This window comes from Streptomyces achromogenes subsp. achromogenes, from assembly GCF_000720835.1.
In the GTDB taxonomy this organism is placed as follows: Bacteria; Actinomycetota; Actinomycetes; order Streptomycetales; family Streptomycetaceae; genus Streptomyces; species Streptomyces achromogenes.
In genome coordinates, this window is sequence record NZ_JODT01000003.1 from 151458 (window position 1) to 175559 (window position 24102).

General features: G+C 73.8%; 23 protein-coding genes and 1 pseudogene. 8 read left to right on the top strand and 16 right to left on the bottom strand.

The genetic code is table 11. The features are described from left to right. Nucleotides 1-127 precede the first annotated feature (127 nt). The 6 genes from IH25_RS0104200 to IH25_RS0104225 all read left to right on the top strand — a co-directional run bounded on the left by IH25_RS0104200 (nucleotide 128) and on the right by IH25_RS0104225 (nucleotide 5940). A complete protein-coding gene (locus IH25_RS0104200; protein WP_030603037.1) occupies nucleotides 128-733 on the top strand; it encodes a sulfite oxidase-like oxidoreductase in 606 nt (201 codons plus the stop codon). Next, the gene (locus IH25_RS0104205) at nucleotides 726-1481 is read left to right on the top strand and encodes a ferredoxin reductase (RefSeq protein ID WP_030603039.1); all 756 of its coding nucleotides are present in this window, start codon (nucleotides 726-728) and stop codon (nucleotides 1479-1481) included. Before IH25_RS0104200 ends, IH25_RS0104205 begins: the two co-directional genes overlap by 8 nt. A 501-nt stretch (nucleotides 1482-1982) precedes the next feature. Beyond that, nucleotides 1983-2567 (top strand): Rv1733c family protein, encoded by a 585-nt coding sequence (locus tag IH25_RS0104210; RefSeq protein ID WP_030603042.1) that lies wholly within the window; start codon nucleotides 1983-1985, stop codon nucleotides 2565-2567. A gap of 203 nt (nucleotides 2568-2770) precedes the next feature. After that, nucleotides 2771-3739, top strand: a complete 969-nt coding sequence (locus IH25_RS0104215) for an acetylxylan esterase (RefSeq protein WP_030603045.1) — start codon at nucleotides 2771-2773, stop codon at nucleotides 3737-3739. 120 nt (nucleotides 3740-3859) lie between these two features. Beyond that, nucleotides 3860-5041, top strand: a complete 1182-nt coding sequence (locus IH25_RS0104220) for an EstA family serine hydrolase (RefSeq protein ID WP_030603048.1) — start codon at nucleotides 3860-3862, stop codon at nucleotides 5039-5041. Nucleotides 5042-5196: 155 nt separating this feature from the next. Continuing rightward, nucleotides 5197-5940, top strand: coding sequence for a GntR family transcriptional regulator (locus tag IH25_RS0104225; RefSeq protein WP_030603050.1), 744 nt, complete (start codon nucleotides 5197-5199; stop codon nucleotides 5938-5940). Here IH25_RS0104225 and IH25_RS0104230 read toward each other — a convergent pair. After that, entirely contained in the window at nucleotides 5910-6683 is a 774-nt protein-coding gene (locus IH25_RS0104230; protein WP_030603052.1) for a class I SAM-dependent methyltransferase, read from the bottom strand. The two genes, IH25_RS0104225 and IH25_RS0104230, sit on opposite strands and share 31 nt — an antisense overlap. 53 nt (nucleotides 6684-6736) lie before the next feature. Then, complete coding sequence (locus IH25_RS0104235; protein WP_245172686.1) at nucleotides 6737-7198, bottom strand: hypothetical protein; 462 nt, start codon at nucleotides 7196-7198, stop codon at nucleotides 6737-6739. A 506-nt stretch (nucleotides 7199-7704) separates the two neighbouring features. On the opposite strand from IH25_RS0104235, the gene rho reads away from it, so the two are divergent. Both rho and IH25_RS42935 read left to right on the top strand, forming a co-directional pair. Further along, a complete protein-coding gene (gene rho, locus IH25_RS0104240) occupies nucleotides 7705-8853 on the top strand; it encodes a transcription termination factor Rho (RefSeq protein ID WP_030603059.1) in 1149 nt (382 codons plus the stop codon). A gap of 237 nt (nucleotides 8854-9090) precedes the next feature. After that, nucleotides 9091-9786 (top strand): annotated as a pseudogene (locus IH25_RS42935) (D-alanyl-D-alanine carboxypeptidase family protein); the annotation flags it as partial. 59 nt (nucleotides 9787-9845) lie between these two features. On the opposite strand, the gene IH25_RS42940 reads toward IH25_RS42935, so the two are convergent. The 14 genes from IH25_RS42940 to IH25_RS0104315 form a co-directional block, all read right to left on the bottom strand. Then, the gene (locus IH25_RS42940; RefSeq protein ID WP_037654334.1) at nucleotides 9846-11279 is read right to left on the bottom strand and encodes a glycosyltransferase 87 family protein; all 1434 of its coding nucleotides are present in this window, start codon (nucleotides 11277-11279) and stop codon (nucleotides 9846-9848) included. Then, a complete protein-coding gene (mptB, locus tag IH25_RS0104255; protein WP_030603080.1) occupies nucleotides 11276-12679 on the bottom strand; it encodes a polyprenol phosphomannose-dependent alpha 1,6 mannosyltransferase MptB in 1404 nt (467 codons plus the stop codon). Before mptB ends, IH25_RS42940 begins: the two co-directional genes overlap by 4 nt. Nucleotides 12680-12812: 133 nt before the next feature. Then, nucleotides 12813-13751 (bottom strand): glutaminase, encoded by a 939-nt coding sequence (locus tag IH25_RS0104260; protein WP_030603082.1) that lies wholly within the window; start codon nucleotides 13749-13751, stop codon nucleotides 12813-12815. Between the two features lie 50 nt (nucleotides 13752-13801). After that, nucleotides 13802-15211, bottom strand: coding sequence for an aspartate ammonia-lyase (gene aspA / locus IH25_RS0104265; protein ID WP_030603084.1), 1410 nt, complete (start codon nucleotides 15209-15211; stop codon nucleotides 13802-13804). A gap of 42 nt (nucleotides 15212-15253) precedes the next feature. Beyond that, nucleotides 15254-16270, bottom strand: a complete 1017-nt coding sequence (locus IH25_RS0104270; protein ID WP_030603086.1) for an asparaginase — start codon at nucleotides 16268-16270, stop codon at nucleotides 15254-15256. A 41-nt stretch (nucleotides 16271-16311) separates the two neighbouring features. Further along, a complete protein-coding gene (locus tag IH25_RS0104275) occupies nucleotides 16312-17751 on the bottom strand; it encodes an amino acid permease (protein ID WP_030603088.1) in 1440 nt (479 codons plus the stop codon). Next, nucleotides 17748-18479 (bottom strand): FadR/GntR family transcriptional regulator, encoded by a 732-nt coding sequence (locus IH25_RS0104280; protein WP_078844122.1) that lies wholly within the window; start codon nucleotides 18477-18479, stop codon nucleotides 17748-17750. The genes IH25_RS0104275 and IH25_RS0104280 overlap by 4 nt, the downstream gene beginning before the upstream one ends. Nucleotides 18480-18599: 120 nt before the next feature. After that, entirely contained in the window at nucleotides 18600-19436 is an 837-nt protein-coding gene (locus IH25_RS0104285; protein ID WP_030603092.1) for an undecaprenyl-diphosphate phosphatase, read from the bottom strand. Between the two features lie 77 nt (nucleotides 19437-19513). After that, a complete protein-coding gene (gene crcB / locus IH25_RS0104290; RefSeq protein ID WP_030603094.1) occupies nucleotides 19514-19888 on the bottom strand; it encodes a fluoride efflux transporter CrcB in 375 nt (124 codons plus the stop codon). Then, on the bottom strand, nucleotides 19885-20301 hold the full coding sequence (locus IH25_RS0104295; RefSeq protein ID WP_051753773.1) for a DUF190 domain-containing protein: 417 nt from the start codon (nucleotides 20299-20301) through the stop codon (nucleotides 19885-19887). Before IH25_RS0104295 ends, crcB (IH25_RS0104290) begins: the two co-directional genes overlap by 4 nt. A 68-nt stretch (nucleotides 20302-20369) precedes the next feature. Next, entirely contained in the window at nucleotides 20370-20831 is a 462-nt protein-coding gene (crcB, locus tag IH25_RS0104300; protein WP_030603099.1) for a fluoride efflux transporter CrcB, read from the bottom strand. Between the two features lie 68 nt (nucleotides 20832-20899). After that, complete coding sequence (locus IH25_RS0104305; RefSeq protein ID WP_030603101.1) at nucleotides 20900-21859, bottom strand: SMP-30/gluconolactonase/LRE family protein; 960 nt, start codon at nucleotides 21857-21859, stop codon at nucleotides 20900-20902. Nucleotides 21860-21977: 118 nt separating this feature from the next. Further along, nucleotides 21978-22277 carry a helix-turn-helix domain-containing protein gene (locus IH25_RS0104310; protein WP_030603104.1) on the bottom strand — a complete coding sequence of 100 codons (300 nt, stop codon included), beginning with the start codon at nucleotides 22275-22277 and terminating at the stop codon, nucleotides 21978-21980. A 191-nt stretch (nucleotides 22278-22468) separates the two neighbouring features. Next, complete coding sequence (locus IH25_RS0104315; RefSeq protein ID WP_030603107.1) at nucleotides 22469-24031, bottom strand: glycoside hydrolase family 53 protein; 1563 nt, start codon at nucleotides 24029-24031, stop codon at nucleotides 22469-22471. Nucleotides 24032-24102: the final 71 nt, after the last annotated feature.

Here is a 24102-nt window from a genome sequence, read left to right on the forward strand (position 1 = left end):
CCGGCACCGATCGGCAAGGACCGGCGCGGAGGCGGTATTCCCGGGCCCCGGCAGAGTTCATACGGCCGCAACGATGGGGGCGCCGACCAGGGACGGAGCACCCGGAACGACAACGTACGGTTGAACCATGAACGTCACGCGAGGCTTCACGGGCCGCCCGCGCGTCCACAACCCCGGGCTGCCGCCCGGGCAGTACGACGCGCGCGAGGACTGGCCCGTCCTGTCCGCCGAGGTCACCCCGGACCTCTCGCCCGCCGACTGGACCTTCCGCGTGGACGGCCTGGTCGAACGCCCGCACACCTGGGACTGGGCCGCCGCGCACGCGTTGCCGGCGTCGGCCTACGAAGGCGACATCCACTGTGTGACCGGCTGGTCGAAGTTCGGCGTGCGGTTCGGCGGCGTCTCGCTGGACGCCTTCCTCGATGTGGCCCGGCCACATGGGTCCGCCACACATGCCCTCGCCTACTCCCACACGGGCTACACCACCAACCTGCCGCTCGCCGACCTCACCGGCGGGCGGGCCTGGATCGTCTGGGAGTACGACGGCGCGCCGCTGCCGCCCGAGCACGGCGGCCCGGCACGGCTCGTGGTACCGCACCTGTACTTCTGGAAGAGCGCCAAGTGGATCGCGGGCATCACGCTCCTCGACCACGACGAGCCGGGCTTCTGGGAGCGCAACGGCTACCACGCGCGGGGCAACCCGTGGGAGGAGCAGCGGTACTCCGGTGACTGAGACGACGACTCCCGTGACACGGTTCGCGGTGCCCGGGCGGATCGCCGTGAGCGGTCAGGCGGCGTCGCGGTGGCTGACCGCCACGCTGACGGAGATCCGCCGCGAGACGCCGCGCGCGACCACGTTCCGCCTGGCGGTGCCGGGCTGGGCGGGGCATCTGCCGGGCCAGCACCTGATGCTGCGGCTGACCGCCCCGGACGGCTATGCGGCACAGCGCCACTACTCGATCGCGTCGGCGCCGGACGCGTCCGGGCACATCGAACTGACCCTGGACCGGGTGCCGGACGGCGAGGTCTCCGGCTGGTTCCACACCGTGGCCCGGCCCGGGGACACGGTGGAGGTGCGCGGCCCGCTCAGCGGCTTCTTCGCCTGGCCGGGCGACCGGCCCGCGCTGCTGCTCGGGGCCGGCTCCGGGGTCGTACCGCTGATGTCGATGGTGCGGCACCACCGGGCCCGCGGCCTCACCGTCCCGCTGCGGATGCTGGTGTCGGCGCGCAGCCCCGAGGAGCTGATCTACGCGGCCGAGCTGGGCGCGGAGACGACCCCCGTGTTCACCCGCAGCGCTCCGCCCGGGGTGCCGGTGGGACGTATGGCGGCCGCACATGTGGCGCCGCTCCTGGCCGACCGGCCCGCCGGTGGGTGGGAAGCCTATGTGTGCGGCTCCAACGCCTTCGCCGAGCATGCCTCCCGGCTGCTGGTCGCGTCGGGCCAGCCGGTCGAACGCATCCGCATCGAGCGCTTCGGCTGACGAGGGCCGCCGGGGCACGAGAGCGGCCGGCCGCGCGCGTACCCCCGCCCCGGCCGGGCATCGGCGCTCGCGCTGCGAGACCGCCCGCCGAGCCTCCGCGCTCACCGCTGCGACACGTGCCCGGCCGGGCACGAGGTATTCCCGGTGAGCGACAGCGCCCGCCGCCGAGATGCCCGTCCGAGAGGAGCGCACGCGTTCCGGCACAGCGCACGATCGCTGGCGCCCAGGCCACTGAGGGCGGGAGTTGCCTGGCGAGGTCGTCGCCGATCCGGGCGGTACCCGGCGCCCGGGTCGCGCGGCGGCGCTCGGCGCGCGATCGTGGGGCGCGTGGTGTCCTCCGTGCGCCATATGGTCCGGAACTCGCGGTTCGCGGCGTGCGCGAGGTGCGCCGAACGGGGTACGAGACGGGTGTGGGCGTTCGTGCGCGTGAGCGGCGCGGGCGGTGGGCCGGGAATCCGGCGCAGCCGGTTCGGCGGCTCCTGCGGTGGCGAGGAGGTGGACATGCGTACCCGGGTGCGTGGCTGGCGCTGGCGGCGCAATCCGCTGCGGCGCCGGGCGGACGTCGTGGAGGCGTGGACGGTGCTGGTGGTCACCGTCCTGCTGTGTGTGGCCGCCCCCCTGGTCGGGGTGTTCGCCGGCCTGCACGCCCATGACCGGGGCCGGGCGCTCGCCGCGGTCCAGCGGGCCGAGCGCCACGAGGTGCGCGCCGTCGTGGTGGACGACCCGACCGGGCAGCCGTCCGCACCCCAGGGCGACCGCCGGCAGGCCTACCGCGCCCAGATCCGCTGGACCGAACCGGGCAAGGGTGTCCGGACGGCGTGGGCCCAGGTGCCCGCCGGGGCGCGCGCCGGGGAGCCGGTCTCGGTGTGGTTCGACTCCCGGGGCCGCAGCGTGGCTCCGCCGCCGGGCGAAGTGGCGGTGTGGCAGCACGCCGTGACCGTCGGGCTGTGCGCGGCGGGCGGCACCGCGACGGCGGTGTACCTCGCCCGGGTGATCGAGCGCCGGATCGCCCTGCGCCACCGGCTCGCCGAGTGGGAGCGGGAGTGGGAGCGGACGGGGCCGCGGTGGACCCAGCCACGGATGTGACCGGCGAGCGGTCCGATCACCGGGAGCCCGCCGCGTCGGTGCGAGTTCACCGGTAACAAGCGCTTACTCAACCTCCGACCTGGGCCGTTGATTTCCGGGTGGAGCGGCGGGAAAGGGGCCCGGCGCCCCTGGATCCCTGGCAGAGATCCGATCACCCACGTACCGTGAGACCGCATACCCTCCCTTCACAAAGGCGGTTGTTGATGGCTCTGTTCGATCTCCCCCTGGACGAACTCCGCGCTTACCGCAGCGAGTCCGCCGAACCGGAGGACTTCGACACCTTCTGGGAAAAGACGCTCCAGGAGGCCCGCGAACACGACTTGGACGCGCGGTTCGAGCCGGTGGAGACCGGCCTGACCACGGTCGAGGTCTACGACGTGACGTTCGCCGGGTTCGGCGGCCACCCCGTCAAGGGCTGGCTGCGGCTGCCCGCCGGGGCCACCGAACCGCTGCCTCTGGTAGTGGAGTTCCTCGGCTACGGCGGCGGGCGCGGCCTGCCGCACGAGAGCCTGCTGTGGGCGTCGACGGGCCGGGCGCACTTCCTGATGGACACCCGCGGGCAGGGCAGCACCTGGGGCGGCGGGGGCGACACCGCGGACCCGGTGGGCTCGGCCCCGGCCTATCCCGGCTACATGACCCGGGGCATCGACGCGCCCGAGAACTACTACTACCGCCGGGTGATCACCGACGGCGTGCGCGCGGTGGAGGCGGCCCGCTCGCACCCGCTGACCGACGCGACGCGGACCGTGGTGCTCGGCGACAGCCAGGGCGGCGGCCTGTCGATCGCCGTCGGCGGCCTGGTGCCCGACCTGGTCGCGGTCGCCCCGAACGTACCGTTCCTGTGCGACTTCCCGCGCGCGGTGACGCTGACGGACCGTCACCCGTACCGCGAGATCGGCCTCTTCCTCAAGACGCACCGGGAGCGCGCCGCGGAGGTGCGGCGCACGCTGTCCTACTTCGACGGGGTGCACTTCGCGGCCCGGGGCCGGGCGCCCGCCCTGTTCTCGGCGGCCCTGGAGGACCAGACGTGCCCGCCGTCGACGGTGTTCGCGGCGTTCAACGCCTGGGGTCACGAGGACAAGACCATCGACGTGTACGACTTCAACGACCACGAGGGCGGCGGCCCGTTCCACGAGGCGGCGCGGGTGCGCTGGCTGCGCTCGTACGCCTGAGCCCGGCGGCGGGCGGGGCGGCCGGGGCGCCCTTCCCCGCAGACCGGGCAGTCGGTACGTTCGGAGCCACCCGGGCCGCGGTGGGCGCGGAACCGGGTTCCCGGCGACGACGGAGGCCTTATGTCCACGCAGGAGACACCCCGGACGCCCCTACGGATCCACGGGCACTGCGATCCACGGTTCACCGCGGTCCGGGACGCCTTCGAGGAGAACTTCCGCGCACGCGGGGAGCTGGGCGCCGCGGTGGCGGTCACCGTCGCCGGGGAGACGGTGGTGGACCTCTGGGGCGGCTGGGCGGACCCGGCGCGGACCCGGCCCTGGGAGCGGGACACCGTGGTCAACGTGTGGTCGACCACCAAGGGGGTCGTCGCCCTGTGCGCCCATCTCCTGGCCGACCGGGGGCTGCTCGACCTGGACGCGCCGGTGGCCGCGTACTGGCCCGAATTCGCCGCCGAGGGCAAGGGGAAGGTGCTCGTACGGCATCTTCTGTCGCACCGCGCCGGGCTGGCCGGACTGCGTGAACCGCACACCCTGGAGCAGCTGTACGACTGGGAGACGACCACCGCCCGGCTCGCCGCGACGGCGCCCTGGTGGGAGCCGGGCACCCGGTCCGGGTACCACGCGCTGACGTACGGCTTCCTGGTCGGGGAGGTGATACGGCGGGTCTCGGGGCTGCGGCCGGGGGCTTTCCTGGAGCGGGAGCTGGCCGGGCCGCTCGGGGTGGACTTCACGGTGGGCCTGCCGGCGCGGGACGCCGGCCGGGCGGCCGAACTGGTGCTCGCGCCGGCCCCGCAGGGCGCCGAACAGGCCGTCGGCCTCGGCACGTTGACGCCGGTCGCGCGGGCCGCTCTGGCCAACCCGGCCACCGGGCCCGCGCAGGCGAACAGCGCCGACTGGCGGGCGGCGGAGATCCCCGCGGCCAACGGGCACGGCACGGCGCGGGCGGTGGCGGCGCTGTACGGCGTCTTCGCCGGGCGCGGCGCGTTCGGCGACCGGCGGTTCCTGTCGCCGCGGGCCGCGGAGCGGGCGCGGGAGAGCGAGGGCCCCGGCCGCGACCTGGTGCTCGGCGCGGCCTTCGAGGGGGAGACCGAGATCGGGCTCGGTCTGTGGCTGAGCGGCCCCCACGGGCTGTACGGGCCGAACCCGCGGGCTTTCGGCCATGACGGCTTCGGCGGCTCCTGTGGACTCGCCGACCCGGAGGCCGGGGTGTCGCTGGGCTACGTGATGAATCGCATGGGGCACCGCCTCGCCGATGATCCACGGAAGACGGCGCTGGTCGACGCCCTTTACCGCGCCCTGTGAGCCGCGCGTCACGGCGCCCGGTGACCGCCGTGGCGGGCGGGTGGATTTCGGTCGAAACCACCGACCGCCCTTCCCTCGTGGTTTAGACCAATGCTAATTGTGGTCGCGCAATGAACCCGCACGACTACGTCTTGTCACCGACAGGAGGGCGCGGCATGGCCCGCACCACCCCGAACGATCCCCCGCCCGTCGACGGCCGGCCGCTGTACGGACGCATAGCGGCGCTGTTACTCGACGAGCTGCGCGACGGCACGATCCCGCCCGGTGAACGGCTGCCGGGCGAACGGCACTTGGCGGCGCACTTCGGGGTCAGCCGGGAGACCGTCCGCCAGGCGCTGGAGGTGCTGCGCCGCAGTGGTGTGGTGGCCACCGACCGGCGGGGCAGCCACGCCATGCTGCCCGGCCGGCCGGTGGAGTCCCCGGACTCGCTCGCCTTCCCGGTCGGCGCCCGGCCGGCGGACCCCTGTGCGGTGGACCAGGCCACGGTGGTCTGGGAGGTGCCGCCGCCGGAGCACGCGCGGGAACTGGGCCTGGCCCCGCACCGGCCGACGCTGGTACACCACTACCGGTCGGTCACACCGGACGGCCGGGCGCTGCGGACGGCGGTGACGTCGTTCTCGGCGGTGGCCCTGGCCGAGGTGGCCGAGCTGGCGCGCTACCGGGACCGGGCCGACGGCGCCACGCCCGCGCAGCTCGGGCGGGCCTACGACTGGATGCGCAAGGCCGGGCTGTGCCTGCACCACCGGGACTCCATCAGCCAGGTCTCGCAGGCCGCGTCGGTCCGGGTGACCCGGCGCGTGCACGACCAGTACGCGCGCCCGCTGGAGATCACGGATCTGGTGGTGCACGCCGAACAGGACGCGCTGGTCTACGAGTTCACCCTGCCCGCCGCGGTGTGAGCGCCGGGTTCGGGCGCGCCGTCGCTCCGGGCCACCACCAGCCGGCCGCGCGGGCTGCCGTCGGCCCGCCGGCCGGACCCGGGCAGCACGCGCAGCTCGACCGTGAACCCGGCCCGCTCCAACTCCCCGAGGACGGCGCCGAGTCGGAGCGCCCGGTAGTACATGACGAACGGCGGCCGCCACAGCGCGTTGCGCACCCGCATCACCGCGTCGAAGCCGGACAGCAGCCAGAAACCGGGGTGCGTGGGGCGGGGCGGGGCGAACACCGGGAAGGCGAACCGGCCGCCGGGCCGCAGTGCCGCGCGGACCCCGGCGAACAGCCCCGGCAGCTCCCCCGGCAGGAAGTGGCCGAACGCCCCGAAGGAGACCACCAGGTCGAAGGCGCCGGTGAACGGCAGGGCCCGGGCGTCGCCGCGTACCCAGGAAACCCGGGGCGGTCCGGCGGGCGGCACCCGCCGCCGGGCGACGTCGAGCATGCCGGCGCTGAAGTCGATCCCGGTGACGCTGCGGCGGCACAGCCGGGCGAGCGGCCGGAACCCGGCGCCGGTGCCGCAGCACAGGTCGAGCCCGTCCGTGAACGGTCCGAGCGGCGCGAGCGCCTCGGCCACGGCGTCCAGCACGGGGGCCGGGGTCCGGAAGGGGGTGTGGTCGAACTTCGGCGCGAGCAGGTCGTATCCGTGCTCGACGGACGACAGGGCCTGTACGGCGAGTTCGCGGAGGGTGGGGCCTTCGGGACCGAACATGCCGGCAGCCTACGGCGCCACGGCCCACGCCCGCGCACGCCCCCGTCCCGGTCTCAGCCGTAGGTCTCGCGGCAGAGGCGGACGATCTCGGATGCCGCCACGCCGTCCGCCCGGCGGCACAGGTCGCGCATCACGGCGGTGGGCGGACGGGAGGCCGTACGGGGGCGGGGTGCCGGGTGCCGCACGGGCGAGCGGCGCTCGGCGCGCGGCGGGGTGGCCGGTGCGGCGGGGGCGGTCCGGGGCGCGGCGGGCGCCGGACCACCGCCGGACGCGGGCCCTCGGGTCCGGGCCCGCGGGCCCGGCCGGTCCGGCTGTCCGTCGCCGGTGCGCACGAGCGCCGCCCCGGTGGCCGGCTCGCTCACCGGGGCCCGCAGGACCGACGGTCTCGCCGCGGTGTCCGGCGGGAGGGCGCGCCGGGAGCCGGCGGCACCGGGATGGGGGACGGGGTCGACGGTGGTGCAGCCGGCGACGCTCACCAGAGCGGCGACCACCAGGGGAAGAAGTCGGCGAGGCACGCGCCCACTGTTCCGCACCACCCGCGGCGGCGGCCCGCTCCACGCCGGAGCACCACTCCCACGAGCGACCGGCCGGGGTGACGGACCCGTCCCGATGATCGGGTGTCCGCACCGGGCCCCGGCAACTCCCCTCCGGACATTCGCCTTTGTGTGGCACGGCCGGCCGGGGGCCCGGCAGGCGCGGCCGGCCCCGCGGGAATGCCACGTTCGGGTGGTTTGTTGACCGCGACACGGACACAGCACCCCATCCGGTGGTAGCGTGCTATCAGCACTCGTGCACGCCCAAGGTGGGCGCCGGTGCCATTCTCTCTTTCTCAGCTGATCGGTTCGCCGCTGTCCCGGATCCCCCGGTCCCCGGCGCGTCAGCTTTCCGGTACCGCCTCGTGACGGGCTTCTCCGCCGTACCCGAGGCACCGTCTCCGCCGCCCGGAGGCAGTCGCAGACGCCTCCCGCTCGCGGCCTCACCCCCCTTCTCCTCCCTGTCCCGTCCGCGAAAGGACACCCCCATGACCACCACACTCGCCACCCCTCCCGAGGCCCCGCAGGCGCCGGCCGCCCCGCTCGTCACCGGCGTCCTGGACATCGACGCGCACGGCAAGGGCCATCTCAGGGCCGCGAGCCTGCTGCCCTCCCCCGCCGATCCGCAGGTCACACCGGCACTGGTGCGCCGCCACGGACTGCGCAAGGGCGACCTGATCGAGGGCGTCCGGGGCGCCCAGCGGGCCCTGACCGAGATCGCGCGCGTCAACGGACGCGCCCCCGGGGAGCCCCGCGCACGCCGTCACTTCCACGAACTCACCCCGCTCCATCCGCACCGGCGCCTGCGCCTGGAACACCCCGGCGCCGCGCTGACCGGACGCCTCGCCGATCTGCTCGCGCCGGTCGGCAAGGGCCAGCGCGGCCTCATCGTGGCGCCGCCCAAGAGCGGCAAGACCGTGCTGCTCCAGCAGCTGGCCGCCGCCGTGGCCGGCAACCACCCCGAGTGCCGGCTGATGGTCCTGCTGCTCGACGAACGGCCCGAGGAGGTCACCGAGATGCGCCGCTCGGTGCGCGGCGAGGTGTACGCCTCCACCTTCGACCGCGCGCCCAAGGACCACATCGCCCTCGCCGAGCTGGTCGTGGAGCGGGCCAAGCGGCTGGTCGAGGCCGGCGAGGACGTCGTGGTGCTGCTGGACTCGCTGACCCGGCTGTGCCGCGCGTACAACAACGCCTCCGCCGCCGGCGGCCGCACCCTGAGCGGCGGCGTCGACGCGGGTGCGCTGATCGGCCCCAAGCGGTTCTTCGGCGCCGCGCGCCAGGCCGAGGAGGGCGGCTCCCTGACCATCCTCGCCTCGGCGCTGGTGGACACCGGCTCCCGGGCCGACGGCTACTTCTTCGAGGAGCTGAAGAGCACCGGCAACATGGAGCTGCGCCTGGACCGGGAGCTGGCCGCCCGGCGGGTCTTCCCCGCCGTGGACATCGACGCCAGCGGCACCCGGCGTGAGGAACTGCTGCTCACCCCGGCCGAGTTGAGCGCCGTACGCGGACTGCGCCGTGCCCTGCGCTCCCGGGAGGGCGGTCCGTCCGCCGTGGAGACCCTGCTCGAACGGCTGCGCGCCACCCCCGACAACGCCGCGTTCCTGCGGCAGATCCGGCCCACCCTCCCGGCCGGCTGACCCCGGCCCCGGGCGCCCCGGTGCGGCATCCGGGTTGCTCGGCACCCCGAACGGCCCCGGCGGGGTGAGGGACCCGCACCCTGTTCGTAGGTTGATCGTATGATCACCGGATTCTCGTATCGCGCGGCAGTGTCGGCCTGCTCCCTGTGTGTGGCGGGCCTGCTGGTGCTCACACCGGCCGCTGCCGCCGCCGGACCCCCGGCCGGGGAACCCGCCCCGCCCCGCCCCCCGGCGGTGATGCCCGGGCCGTCCCTGCTGTACAGGTCCGGCACGCAGGTCCGGCCGCACCGGGGCGCCCCCGAGCTGCCCGACGTATCGGCGCTCTCCTGGCTCATCGCCGACGCGGGCAGCGGCGAGGTGCTGGCCGCGCACGACGCGCACCGCGAACTGCCCCCCGCCAGCACCCTGAAGACCCTGTTCGCGCTCACCGTCCTGCCCATGCTGCCCGGCGGGCTCCAGCACACCGTGGACTACGACGAACTGGCCGACGTCGGCGAGGGCAGCAGCCTGGTCGGCGTCGAGGAGGGGCACACCTACCAGGTGGCCGACCTGTGGCGGGGGGTGTTCCTCAGCTCCGGGAACGACGCCGTGCACGTCCTCGCCCGGCTCGGCGGCGGCTGGGAGGCCACCGCCGCCAGGATGCAGGACAAGGCCCGCTCACTCGGCGCGCTGGACACCCACGTGGTCTCCCCGGACGGCTACGACGCCCCCGGCCAGGTCTCCTCCGCCTTCGACCTCGCGGTGTTCGGGCGGACCGGCCTGCGCGACCCCGACTTCGCCCGGTACTGCGGCACCGCCGAGGCCCGCTTTCCCGGTGACGGCTCGTCGTATCCCATCGAGAACACCAACCGGCTGCTGACCGGCGAGGACGGTGTGGCGCCGTACCCAGGCCTGATCGGGATCAAGAACGGCTACACCAGCAACGCGGGCAACACGCTCGTGGCCGCGGCGCGCCGGGACGGGCACACCCTCGTGGTGAGCGTCCTCAACCCTCAGGCCGACGGCGGGCTGACCGTGTACGAGGAGGCCCGCGCGCTGCTCGACTGGGGCTTCGCGGCGGCCGGGCAGGTGGACCCGGTGGGCTCGCTGGACGGACTGCGCCCGCCCTCCCGCGCCGAGCCGTCGGCCGCGCCGGTGGCGGCGGCCGGGGCACCGGCCTCGGACGACGACTCGGACTGGTCCCCCGCCGCCGTCGTGGCGGGGCTCACCGGGCTCGGCGCGGGAGCCGTGGCGCTGGCGCTGCGGGCCAAGGGCGGCCGGTCGGCCCGCGGCTGACCCGCCGGCAAGGCGAACAGCAGGCCCAGCGAGACCCAGACGTAGGCATTGGCGCCGAGGAACCCGCCGAGGCCCGAGGCGTCGCCGGACCACAGCCACACCACGCTGGTGCACAGCACCGCGTACAGGGCGCCCGCGATCCGTGGGCGCCCGGCGCGCACCAGGACCGCGAAGGACGGCAGCAGCCACACCAGATGGTGCACCCAGGTGACCGGGCTGACCAGGCAGGCCGCGATGCCGGTGAGCGCGAACGCGGCCGGCCAGTCGCCGGCCACGGCCGCCCGGCGGGCCCGCCACGCCCAGACGCCCAGGGTCAGCAGGACCGCCGACGCCCACAGCGGGCGGCCCGGCTCGCCGAGGCGGGCCAGCACCCCTTGCAGCGACTGGTTCGACACATAGTCGAGCCGCCCCACCCGGCCGGTGTCCCACAGCGCCTCGGTCCAGTAGAACCGGGAGGCCGCCGGGTCGGCCCAGGCGGCCAGCCCGGTCGCGGCGGCGGCGACGGCCGTCGCGAGGGCCGCCGCCCGGCGCCGCCCGGCGAGCAGCAGCAGGCCGATGAACAGGGCGGGCGTCAGCTTCACCGCCGCGGCCAGCCCGATACCGGCGCCCGCCCAGCGGCCCCGGCCGGTCGTCAGCAGCAGGCAGTCGACGAGGACGAGAGCAAGCAGCACCAGGTTCACCTGGCCGAAGCTGAAGGTGTCCCGCAGCGGCTCGAACAGGGCCAGCAGGCACAGGCACAGCGCCCACCGGTACCAGTCGCGGCGCCGGCCGGGCCCGGCCAGGATCCACAGGACCGCCGTGAGCGCGGCCAGGTTCACCAGCAGCGACACGGCGATCGCCGCGGCCCTGCCGAGCAGGGCCAGCGGCAGCATGGCCACGGCGGCGAACGGCGGATAGGTGAAGCCGTACACCGTGCCCGGCACCCGGTAGTCGTAGATCCGGCCGCCGTGGTGCGCCCAGGTGTGCACGGTGCCGTAGTACACCCGCAGGTCGAAGAAGCCCCGCAGCAGCGGCACGGTCGCCGTGAACGCGGTGACGGCGGCCACCAGCAGCAGGACGAGCAGGAGCCGGCCCCGGTCCGTGCGCGGTCCCAGCCGTGCCAGCCGTTCCAGCCCTGCGCGTGACCCCCCGGACCGGCTCGGACCCGTCATGCCGGGCGTCCCGCGACCGGGGCCCGGGCGGCCAGGAGGGCCTGCCACAGGACAACGACGCCGAGCGCCCCGCCGGCGACCGCCAGCACCAGCTGCCCCGGCTCGGCGGGGCCGCCGCTCGGCAGCACGGCGAGGGCGAGCACCCCGGCCAGGGCGGCCGACCGGTGCCGTACCGGGGCGGCGGGCGCGGCGGCGGCGACGAGGAACAGGCCCCACAGCACGTACCAGGGCCGGAGCGCCGGGCCGAGGACCGCGACGGCGAGGAGGGACAGGCCGAGCGCGTACACCGGCCGGGCGCGCAGTGCGCGCCCGGCCAGCAGCACGGCGACGGCGGCGGCCGCGAGCCCGAGCAGCTGCCAGGCGGGGACGGCCAGCGGGGCCAGTCCGCTGCCGAGGCGGCCGAGCAGCGCGCCGGTCGCCCGGCCGAGCAGGCCGGTCGGCGCCCAGTTGTGCGGGGAGACCGGCGTGCCCAGGGCACCGATCCAGCCGTAGCCGGTGCCGGCCACGGCCGTGACGGCGACCGTGGTCGCGGCAGAGGCCGCCACCGTGGTCAGGAGGGCCGGCAGCGGACGGTCCCCGGAGCGGATCCGCAGGGCGACGACGACCGGCAGGCCGAGCGCCGCCGGTACCTTCACCAGCGCGGCGAGGGTGACGAGAACGGCACCGGCGGCACCGGCGGCGGGCCGGGGCCGGTGCGCGGCGACCAGGCCGAGCCCGAGCAGGCCCAGCATCAGGGCGTCGTTGTGGGCGCCCGCGACCAGGTGGAGCAGCACCAGCGGGTTGAGCGCGCCGAGCCAGAGCGCGGCGGCCGGGTCGGCGCCGCTGTGCCGGGCGAGCCGGGGCAGCGCCGCCGCCATGAGGGCCACACCGGCCAGCGCGACCAGGCGCATGCCGAGCAGGCCGGCGGGTATCTCGCCGTGGGTCAGCCCGGACAGCGCGGCGGCCACGGCCAGGAAGGCGGGGCCGTAGGGGGCGGCGGTGTGCCGCCACATCGGGGCGACCTCGTCGGCGAGCGGGCCGCCGAGCCGGTCCGGGCCATGGGCGTAGACGTCCATGTGGGCGTCGGCCATGGCGCCCTGCGCGAGGTAGCTGTAGACATCCCGGCTGAACAACGGGGGTGCGAGCAGCAGCGGGGCCGCCCACAGGGCCAGCACGAGCAGCAGGGCGCGCGGGGTGGGCGGTCGCGGGCCGCGTACCAGCCGGCCGAGCAGCAGCCAGGCCGCTGTCAGCAGGACGATGCCGACGTACACCCCGACCAGGCCGACGGCCGCGTGCACCGAGGCGGGCGCCCACAGCTCCCGGACCGGCAGGGCGCCGGCCGTCTCGCCGCCGAGCGCGAGGAAGCCGGTGCCGGCCAGGCCCAGGGCCTGGCAGTGGCGGAGATCGACGGGGAACGCCATGGCCAACACCGGGGCAGCGTGGCAACGCCGGGTGGCCGGTGGGCGACGCCGGTCCGGCCGGGCGGGAGCGGACGGGTGACCGGCAGGGGACGGGGCGGGGGCGTCCGGCGGCGGGTGCGTGCGCCGGGTGCGTTCAGAAGATCGACAGGCCCGTGAGCGTGGTGAAGCGGTCCAGGGCCGCGACCCCGGCGACCGAGTTGCCGCGTTCGTCCAGGCCCGGGCTCCATACGCACAGCGTGCACCGGCCGGGGACGACGGCGATGATCCCGCCGCCGACCCCGCTCTTGCCGGGCAGGCCCACCCGGTAGGCGAAGTTGCCCGCCGCGTCGTAGGTGCCGCAGGTCAGCATGATCGCGTTGACCTGCTTGGCCTGGCTGCGGCTGAGCAGCCGGCTGCCGTCGGCGCGGACGCCGTGCCGGGCGAGGAAACCGGTGGCGAGGGCCAGGTCGGCGCAGGAGGCGGCGATGGAGCACTGCCGGAAGTACTGGTCGAGCAGGACCGGTATGTCGTTGTCGATGTTGCCGTAGGACGCCATGAAGTGGGCGAGGGCGGCGTTGCGGTCGCCGTGCGCGGTCTCGGAGGCGGCCACCTCCGTGTCGAAGTCGAGACCGGGGTTGCCGCTCTCGGCGCGCAGGAAGTCCAGCAGCTCGCCGGCCGCGTCCCCGGTACGGGTCTGCAGCCGGTCGGTGACGACGAGGGCGCCCGCGTTGATGAACGGGTTGCGCGGGATGCCGTTCTCGTACTCCAGCTGGACCAGCGAGTTGAACGGGTTGCCGGAGGGCTCGCGGCCCACGTGCTCCCAGAGTTCGTCGCCCTCGCGGGCCAGGTCCAGGGCGAGGGTGAAGACCTTGGTGATCGACTGGGCGGAGAACGGCTCCCGCCAGTCCCCCACCCCGTACACCGTGCCGTCCGGCTCGGCGACGGCCATGCCGAAGCTGCGCGGGTCGCGGGAGGCGAGGGCCGGGATGTAGTCGGCGGGCCGGCCGCGCCCGGGGGTGTGGCTGATCTCCTCGGCGATGCGCTCCAGGACCGGCAGGAAGGTGGCGGACGACGTCGTTGTCATGATCACCATTGTGCCTCCCGGCCGGTCCCCGAGGCGTGTCGAGGTGGCCTTGTCGCAGGTCAGGCGGCTGGTGCGCCGCTGCCCGCGACGATCTCCGGGCGCAGCAGCTCGGCCAGCCGGCCGGCCGGCAGCAGGCCCTTCTCCAGCACCAGTTCGGCCACGCCGCGGCCGGTGGCGAGGGCCTCCTTGGCGATGTCGGTCGCGGCCGTGTAGCCGATGTGCGGGTTGAGCGCGGTGACCAGGCCGATGGAGTTCTCCACGGTCGCGCGCAGCCGCTCGGTGTTGGCGGTGATGCCGGAGACGCAGCGTTCGGCCAGCGTGCGGCAGGCGCTCTGCAGGTGCGTGATCGACTTCGACAGGGAGTGCAGGATGATCGGCTCGAAGGCGTTGAGCTGGAGCTGCCCGGCCTCGGCGGCCATGGTGATGGCGACGTCGTTGCCGATCACCTCGAACGCGACCTGGTTGACCACCTCGGGGATGACCGGGTTGACCTTGCCCGGCATGATCGACGAACCGGCCTGCACCGGCGGCAGGTTGATCTCGCCGAGGCCCGCGCGCGGACCGGAGGACAGCAGGCGCAGGTCGTTGCAGCTCTTGGAGAGCTTGACCGCGATCCGCTTCAGGACGCCGGACATCTGGACGAAGGCGCCGCAGTCCTGGGTGGCCTCGACCAGGTTGGCGGCGGTGACCAGCGGAAGGCCGGTGATGGCGGACAGATGGCGGCGGGCGGCCTCGGCGTACCCGGCGGGTGCGTTGAGGCCGGTGCCGATGGCCGTGGCGCCGAGGTTGATCTCGTGGATCAGCTCGACGGCCTCGGCGAGACGGCTGCGGTCCTCCTCGATCATGACGGCGAACGCGGAGAACTCCTGACCCAGCGTCATGGGCACGGCGTCCTGCAACTGTGTACGGCCCATCTTGAGCACGTCACGGAACTCGACGGCCTTGCCGGCGAAGGCGTCCTGGAGTACGGACATCGCCTTGAGCAGTCCACGTACCGCGAAGACCGTCGCTATCTTGACGGCGGTCGGGTAGACGTCATTGGTTGACTGGCTCAGGTTGACATCCTCGTTGGGATGCAGATGTGTGTACTGCCCCTTGGCGTGGCCGAGCAGTTCCAGCGCGCGGTTGGCCACGACCTCGTTGGCGTTCATGTTGGTGGACGTGCCGGCGCCGCCCTGGACGACGTCCACCACGAACTGCTCGTGCAGCTTCCCGGCGCGGATCTCACGGCAGGCGGCGACGATCGCGGCGGCCTTCTCGGGCGCCAGCAGACCGAGCTCCTCGTTGGCGAGGGCGGCGGCCTCCTTGACGGCGGCCAGGGCGTCGATCAGGTGCGGGTAGGCGGAGATCGGGGTGCCGGTGATGGGGAAGTTCTCCGTGGCGCGCAGGGTGTGGATGCCCCAGTACGCGTCGGCGGGGACGTCGCGGTCGCCGAGCAGGTCGTGTTCGCGGCGGGTGGCGGCGGTCATGAGGGTGCGGGCCTCTTTCTGGGGTGCGGAATTCCGGCGGGACTAGGCGCGGGCGGTGGCCGGGTCGGGGTCGAGCGCGCGCACGGGCCGTACGCTGCCCACCGGCTCCCCGCCGCCGAGCAGCGGCTCCCCCGCGAACTCGGTGAGCAGCGCGGGGTCGACGCCGGCGCGGGCGAGCGCCGCCGCGGCGACGGGGATCCGCGCCCGGTTCGCGCCGTCGGCGATCTTCACGGCGATGGCCGTGCCGTCGGGCAGCGCCGCTACCTGGACGCCTTCGAAGCCGTCCTTGGCGAGGAGTCCGGGCACGGCCCGCATGAGCGCGGCGACGTCCCGGCCGGTGCCGGAGGCCATCTCGGCGTGCTCGCGCATCGCGTCGGCGACCCGGGCCTCGGGGGTGCCGGGGGCGGCCGTGGTGATCCGGGCGAGGGCGCGGGCGAGGCCGTGCAGGGAGATGGCGAACAGCGGGGCGCCGCAGCCGTCCACGGTGACCCGGGCGGCCGGCCGGCCGGTCAGGTCCTCGACGGTGGCGGCGATCTTCCGCTGGAGCGGGTGCGCCGGGTCCAGGTAGTCGTCCAGGGACCAGCCGTTGAGCTTGGCCGTCCACAGCATGGCGGCGTGCTTGCCGGAGCAGTTCTGGGCGAGCCGCGAGGGCATGCGGCCCTCCCGCACCCAGGCGTCGCGGACGACCGGGTCGAACGGCATGTCGGGCACGTTGCGCAGGTCGTCCTCGGCGAGGCCGGCGAGTTCCAGGATGCGCCGGGTGCCGGCCAGGTGCCGCTCCTCGCCGGAGTGGCTGGCGGCGGCCAGCGACAGCAGTTCGCCGTCGAGCGGCAGCCCGGCCCGCAGCATGGCCACGGCCTGGACGGGCTTGAGGGCCGAGCGCGGGTAGAAGGCCGCCTCGATGTCGCCGAGCCGGAAGCGCACCCGGCCGTCGGCACCGAGGACGACGACGGAGCCGTAGTGGATGCCCTCGACGACCCCGCCGCGCACGAGGTGGGCGACGGGGGCGTGGAGGGGTTCGCGGACGACGGGGGCGTCGGCGGGGGAACTGCTGTACATCACTGCCTGTATCAAGGGGTCGGGGCCGTCCGGAACGCGGGTCACGCGCCGGCGCCGGTGGAGGTGCGGGTCGCGCGGGCGCGGACGGCGTACCAGCCCGCGACCAGCGCCGCGACGATCAGCGGCAGACAGAGCACGGTGGTGCGTCCGGCGCCGCCGTCGGCGTACATGAGGACCACGACGGAGGCGAGGAACGCCAGCGTCACGAGTTCGGTCCAGGGGGAGCCCGGCAGCCGGTAGGCCGGCCGGGTCAGGTCGCCCTGCCGGGTCTTCCGCCAGAAGAGCAGGTGGCAGACCATGATCATGGCCCAGGTGGCGAGGATGCCGATCGCCGCGAAGTTGAGGACGATCTCGAACGCGTCGGCGGGGACCACGTAGTTCAGGCCCACGCCGAGGACGCAGATCCCGCTGGTGAGCAGGATGCCCCCGTAGGGGACCTGGCTGCGGCTCATCCGGGAGGTGAAGGCGGGGGCGGAGCCGCTCATCGCCATGGAGCGCAGGATGCGGCCGGTGGAGTAGAGGCCGGAGTTCAGCGACGACAGCGCCGCGGTCAGGACGACCAGGTTCATCACGCCGCCGGCCGCCGGGACACCGATGTTCGACAGGACCGTGACGAAGGGGCTCTCGCCGGCGGAGTACTTGTTCCACGGCAGGAGCATCGACAGCAGGACGACCGAGCCGACGTAGAACACGCCCACCCGCCACATGATCGAGTTGATCGCCTTCGGCATGATCTTCTCGGGGTTCTCGGTCTCGCCGGCGGCGACGCCGACCAGCTCGACGGAGGCGTAGGCGAAGACGACGCCCTGGATGATCAGCAGCATGGGCAGCAGGCCGTGCGGGAAGACGCCGCCGTTGCCGGTGATCAGGGCGGGGCCGGGGTGGTGGCCGTCGACCGGGTGCTGGGTGACCAGCAGGTAGATGCCGATGCACATGAACACGAGAAGCGCGCCGACCTTGACGATCGCGAACCAGAACTCCAGTTCGCCGAAGATCTTGACCGATATCAGATTGACGGTCAACACGACCGCGAGGGCGATCAATGCGATCAACCATTGCGGGATGTCGGAGAACATGCCCCAGTAGTGGGTGTAGGTGGCGACCGCCGTGATGTCGGCGATACCGGTCGTCGCCCAGTTGAGGAAGTACATCCAGCCCGCGGTGTAGGCGCCCTTCTCGCCCAGGAACTCCCGGGCGTACGACACGAAGGCGCCGGAGGACGGGCGGTAGAGCACGAGTTCGCCGAGGGCCCGGACGACCAGGAAGGCGAAGACGCCGCAGACGGCGTACGCGAGGAAGAGGGAGGGCCCGGCGTCGGCGAGCCGGCCGCCCGCGCCGAGGAACAGGCCGGTGCCGATGGCGCCGCCGATGGCGATCATGTTGACGTGCCGGTGCTTCAGGCCCTTGCTGTAGCCGGCGTCTCCGGCGTCGACATGGCCGGTCGAGGGGCGCGTCTCGTCTTTGAGGTGCTGTTCGCTCACGCCTCGGCTCCGCCTTCCGTGAGGGGGTCCGTCCGCTGGGGACGGACGATGTCGGTGAGGGTCGTCTCGACGCGGTCCAGGTGGTGGCTCATGGCCTGGACGGCGTCGTGTTCACTGCCGTCGACCAGCGCCTCGACGATCGCCCGGTGCTCGCGGTTGGACTGCTCACGGCGCCCGCCCAGCTCGTTGAGGAAGGCCGACTGACGCGCCAGTGCGTCGCGGATCTCCTCGATGACCCGGCGGAAGACCGGGTTCTGGGCGGCCTCGGCCACGGCGAGGTGGAAGAGGGTGTCCATCGCGACCCAGGCGGTGGTGTCCGTCTCCCGCTCCATGCGGTCGAGCAGATGGGCCAGGTGGTCCAGGTTCTCCGGGGTGCGGCGCACGGCCGCGTAGCCGGCGACCGGGATCTCGATGTGGCGGCGCACCTCCAGCAGATCACTGGCCGCGTAGTCGCCGAAGGTGGGGTCCTCGACGGTGTTCGCGACCACGAAGGTGCCCTTGCCGGTGCGGGAGACCGTCAGGCCCATGGTCTGCAGCGCGCGCAGCGCCTCGCGGAGCACGGGCCGGGACACCTCCAGGGTGCGGCACAGCTCGGCTTCGGAAGGGAGCTTGTCGCCGATGGCGTACCGGCCGCTCTCGATGGCGCCGCGGAGGTGGTCGAGTACCGCTTCCATCGCGCTGACGCGCCGGGGGACGAGACCACCTGTCTGGCTGTCTGACAGGTTCACGGGAGCGATCCTGCGGGGTGCGGGCGGACACTGTCAAGGCGTGCGGTAAGAAAAGATTCACGGGGTGCGGATGCCTGAATACAGGCATCCGCACCCCGTGGGTGGACGACGGCGGGCGGTTCAGCTGCCGAGCGTGCCGGTGGCGAGCAGGCCGAGCAGGAGCACACCGACGACGATCCGGTAGATCACGAAGGCGTTGAAGGAGTGCTTGGCGACGAACTTCAGCAGCCAGGCGATAGAGGCGTAGGCGACGAGGAACGACACGATGGTGCCGACGGCGAGCGGGGCGGCGCCGACCCCCGCGCCGAGGGCGTCCTTCAGCTCGTACAGGCCCGCGCCGGTCAGGGCGGGGATGCCGAGGAAGAAGGACAGCCGGGTGGCGGCGACGCGGTCCAGGTCCAGGATGAGCGCGGTGGACATGGTGGCGCCGGAGCGCGAGAAGCCCGGGAAGAGCAGGGCGAGGATCTGCGAGCAGCCGACCCACATCGCGTCCTTGAAGGAGGTGTCGTCCTCACCGCGCTTGTGCCGGCCCATCTGGTCGGCGGCCCACATCACGCCGGAGCCGAGGATCAGCGAGCCGGCGACCACCCACAGGGAGGCCAGCGGGCCGTCGATCAGCGGCTTGGCGGCCAGGCCCACCACCACGATCGGGACGGTGGCGGCGATCACCCACCAGGCGAACTTGTAGTCGTGGTGGTAGCGCTCCTCGCGGTTGCCCAGGCCGCGGAACCAGGCGGTGACGATTCGCCGGATGTCCTTGAAGAAGTACACGAGCACGGCGGCGATGGCGCCGACCTGGATGACGGCGGAGAACCCGACGACGGAGGAGTCGTCGACGGGGATGTCCATGAGCCCTTCGGCGATCTTTAGGTGTCCGGTGGAGGACACCGGGAGGAACTCGGTCACCCCCTCGACTACTCCGAGGACGACGGCCTGACCGACGGAGATGGCGCTCATGGGATCCAGTTCTGGGGAAGAGTTGGGTCGACAGTGCCGTAGACAGTACTCACTGCCGCGGGCCGCGCGGCGCATGCCTAGGCCCACAGGAGACCGGCGAGTGAGACACCGGTGAAGGCCGCGGCGAGCCCCGCCGCCACACTCGCCACGATGTTCCCGGCAGCGTAGAGGCCGGAGCCGGCCTCGGCCAGCCGCAGGGTCTCGTAGGAGAAGGTCGAGTACGTCGTCAAAGCGCCGCACAGCCCGGTGCCCAGCAGAAGCCGCAGGTCGGGGCCGACGGCCCCGGCGGAGGCGGCGCCCGTGACCAGCCCGAGGACCAGGCAGCCGACGACGTTCACCACGAAGGTGCCCCACGGGAAGAGCGAGTCGTGCCGGGCCTGCACGGCGCGGTCGGTGAGGTAGCGCAGGGGCGCGCCGACCACGGCGCCCGCGACGACCAGCAGCCAGTTCACAACGACTTCTTACCCCTCGGGTCCGTTTCGTCCGGGCCGGCGCAGGCCCCTGGCCACCGGACGACCTCGCACGGCTCCAGGGTCACCAGGCCCGCGCCGGCCAGTTCGCCGAGCCGGGGCAGGAACGCCCGGATCCGCTCCTCGGTGTCCACCACGACCACCGCGACCGGCAGGTCCTCGCTCAGGGACAGCAGCCGGGAGGTGTGGATGCGGGAGGAGGCGCCGTAGCCCTCGATGCCCCGGAAGACGCTGGCGCCGGCGAGTCCGGCGGCGTGCGCGCGGTGCACGATCTCGGAGTAGAGGGGCCGGTGGTGCCAGGTGGCGTTCTCGCCGACGTAGACGGTCAGCCGCAGGGCCTGGCCGGTGCGGGGGGTCGCCGCCACCCGCGGGCCCGTCGCTGACTCCGGGACCATCGCCGGCTCCGGGCTCGTCGCTGTCTTCCGGCCCGTCGCTGCCTCCGCGCTCGTCGCTGTCTTCCGGCTCATCGCCGCCTCCCGACGAAGACCCGGCGGGCGGCGGCCGAGGCCAGCCACACCGCGGCGAGGGCCGCGCACAGCGTCGCGGCCAGATAGGCGAGCGCCGGGCCGGGGCGGCCGGCGTCGGTCAGCCCGCGGATGTCGACCGCGTAGGTGGAGAACGTGGTGTAACCGCCGAGTACGCCGGTGCCGAGGAACGGCCGCAGCAGGCGGTGGGCGGCCCACACGTCGGTGACCAGCACCATGAGGACGCCCATGGCGGCGCAGCCGGAGACATTGGTCCAGAAGGTCGCCCAGGGGAAGCCGTCAGGGGGTGTGGGCCAGGCGAGGGTGAGGGCGTAGCGGGCCGTCGCGCCGAGCGCGCCGCCGGCCGCCACGACCGCGACGACGGGCGCCTGCGCACGCCACTCGGACCGCCGGGGTGGCGCGGGGCGGACGCCGCGGGTCCGCGTCTGCGGGGCTGTCATCGGTCAGGTCTCCTCTGCCGGCCCTGACCCGTCGGGCGATCAAGGCCGGAACCCAGCGTACCGCCGGGTCAGCGGGCGGCCGGCCGGGCGCAGACCGCCACCCCGGGCTCCCCCAGGCTGCCCAGCACCAAGTGGTCGCCGGTGGCGCAGACGCTGGTGACCATGCGGAAACCGGACCGGCGGCGGGTGAGGTGGTGGACGACGCGCCCCTCGTCGTCCACGGCGACCACGCCGGCGGTCCCGCTCGGGCGGTACGGCAGGCGTACGGCGGCCCGGGCGGCCGCGCGGCGGACGGCCGGAGAGGCGCGGTGCAGCAGGTCCAGCGGGGGGACCCGGGGGCTGGCCAGGGCGACCCAGACCGGGCCGCCGGGGCCCTCGCGCCAGAGGTTGTCCGGCATGCCGGGCAGGTCGGCGAAGGGTTCGGCGTGACCGGCGCGGGGGCCGGTGAGCCGGTAGCGGACGAGGCGGCAGGCGCCGGTCTCGGCGAGCACCAGAAAGGAGCCGTCGGCCGCGACGGCGAGGCCGTTGGCGAACCGCAGCCCCTCCAGCAGGACCTCGGGCTCGCCGCCCTCCGGGGGCAGCCGCAGCAGGCGTCCGGTGCCGGTGTTCTCGACGATGTCGCCGATCCAGCGGTCCAGGGGGTGGCGGCGGCTGGAGACGGTGAAGTACAGGGTGCCGTCGGGGAGGGCGACGGCGTTGCTGCAGAAGCGGAGCCGCTCCCCCGCCACCGAGTCCGCGAGGACGCGGACGGTGCCGTTGTCCGTGTCCACACGCAGCAGGCCGCGTTCGGCGTCGCAAACCACCAGGTCGCCGTCCGGGAGGAGTTCCAGGCCGAGGGGACGGCCGCCGGTGCGGGCCAGCACCTCGGTACGGGCCGTGCGCGGGTCGCCGAGATGGTGGACGCGGAGGATGCGCCCGTCGGCCACTCCGGTCAGCACGCGTCCGTGCGGGTCGGGCACGACGTCCTCGGGGCCGCGCGCCCCCAGGGAGACGTAGTGCAGGGGCACGAGTTCCGCGGGTCGGTCCATGGGCGTCACCTTCTCACCGTCCTGTCCTCACCGTCCTGGGCGGTCGTCGGCGAGCGCCCACAGTGCCGTGCGGGTGCGCTCGCCGTGTGATGCGGCCGTCATCGGGGGTGCGTCCGCCTCACCAGCCCTTCTCGAACATCCTGGCCACCTCGGCGATGCGTCTCTCGTCGCGCCGGTAGTGGACGCGGCAGCGGATCCGGCGGGTGCGCAGGACTCCGAGGCGGGCGAGGAAGTCCAGGTGGGCGCGGACGGTCCGAAGGGGCTGGCCCAGCTTGCCGGCGACGGCCCGCGCGGTGACGCCCGTGGCGGCGAGGTCACGGCCGCGCCCGGCCGGGAAGTGGGCCGCCGGGTCCTTGAGCCACTCCAGGATGGTGTGCCGTATGCGGCCCGTGGGAGTCCCCGGGAAAGTCACCGTCATCCGTCCGCCTCCCGTCCCCCGGCCGCCTCCTACGCAGTGTTCCCACTGTGGCCCGGGCGACGCCGCCGCGTCCGGGACTCGACGCCCGTTGTCCGGTAAGGAACGGCCCTGTTCCCAGGGAGGGTTGTAACGCCCCAGGCCCGTGGCGGGGGCCCGGTCGCCGCGCCGCGACCGGGCCCCGTCCCGATGGCTCAGCGGTGGCTGAACCACGTCATCGAGGAGAGCGCCTTGTCGTCGTAGCCGAAGAGGGCCTGGTTCTCCCAGCCGTTGCCGGAGCCGGCGTCCGCCGGGTCCCAGCCGTTGCCGGGGACGGCGGTCCAGGTGGCCTCCCAGTAGAAGACGCCGAGACCGCGGCCGTTCGGGACGGCCTCCACGATGCTCGCCACGTCGTTCAGCCACTTGGTCTGGCCGGCCACGGTCGCCGGGTAGCCGGGGACGAGTTCGCCGGTGGTGTCGATCTGGTTGGTGAGCGCGTCGTCGCTGTCGAGACGGAAGGGGTAGGCCGTCTCGGCGACGAACACCGGCTTGCCGTAGCGGGCGGCCGCGTCGTCCAGGGTGGTCTGGAAGTCGGAGAGCGCGCCGTGCCAGTAGCCGTAGTACGACAGACCGATCACGTCGAACTTGACGCCGTTGGCCACCGCGCTGTCGAACCACCACTCGGTGCCGGCCTTGTCCGCGCCCTTGGCGAGGTGCAGCGCGACGGAGGTGGACGGGTTGACCGCCTTGACGGCGCTGTAGCCGGAGTTGATCAACCCGGCGAGCTGGGTCCAGTTGTCCGTTGATCCCTCGGACCAGAGCATGCCGCCGTTGATCTCATTGCCCACCTGGACCATGTCGGCGGTGGTGCCTTGAGCCTTCAAGGCGTTCAACACGTCGTACGTGTGGTTGTACACGTCGGTCTTCAGTTGACTGTATGTATGGGCCGACCAGGCGGCCGGCTTCTTCTGGGCGCCCGGGTCGGCCCAGGTGTCCGAGTAGTGGAAGTCGACCAGCAGCTTCATGCCCTGGGCCTTGACGCGCTTGGCCATCGCCAGGACGTGCGCCTTGTCGTTGAAGCCGTCGGCGGGGTTCACCCACACCTTCAGGCGCGCGTAGTTCATGCCGTACGACTTGAGGATGGGCAGGGCGTCGCCCGCGGTGCCCGAACTCGTCCGGTAGACGCCGCCCTTGGCCTCGCTCTTGGCGAGGGAGGAGATGTCGGCGCCGTGGATGGAGGTACCCGTGGTGCCGGAGGTGAAGGTCAGATCGTCAACATTGATCCAGTTGCCCGCGTTCGCGTCACTGTTGACGCTGATGGTGCACTGGTTGTTGGTCACATTGACCGGCGTGACGATCCGGATCCATCCACTGGACGAGACCGGCAGATCGGTGCGCTGTTCGGAACCCCCGCAGTTCCTGAGCGCTATGTACGCGGCCTTCTGTCCGCCGCTGGACCGCACCCACGCCGTCAGCTTGTAGTTCCCGTTGGCCAGCCCGGACAGGTACTGGTAGGTCTCCACCTTGTAGGCGGAGGCCGAGTAGTGGCTGAGGCGGTAGCTCCCGGCGTGGCCGCCGGCCTCGGTGTAGGAGGCGCCGGTGTCGCCGTACTCGGACCAGCCGGCGGGCACGGCCACGCCGGCGCCGTCGGACTCGAAGCCGCCGTTGGCCAGCGTGCTCGCGGCCTGGGCGGTCTGGGCGGGCAGGGCGGTGAGGGCGAGCCCGGCCGCGAGCGGCGGCAGCAGGGCGGTGATGGTGCGTCTGGGATGGAACTTCATCGTCCGTCGTCCCTTCGACGTAACTGGGGAGAGGCTCCTCCCGCGGTGGGGCGGGAGGAGGGGCCCCTCCG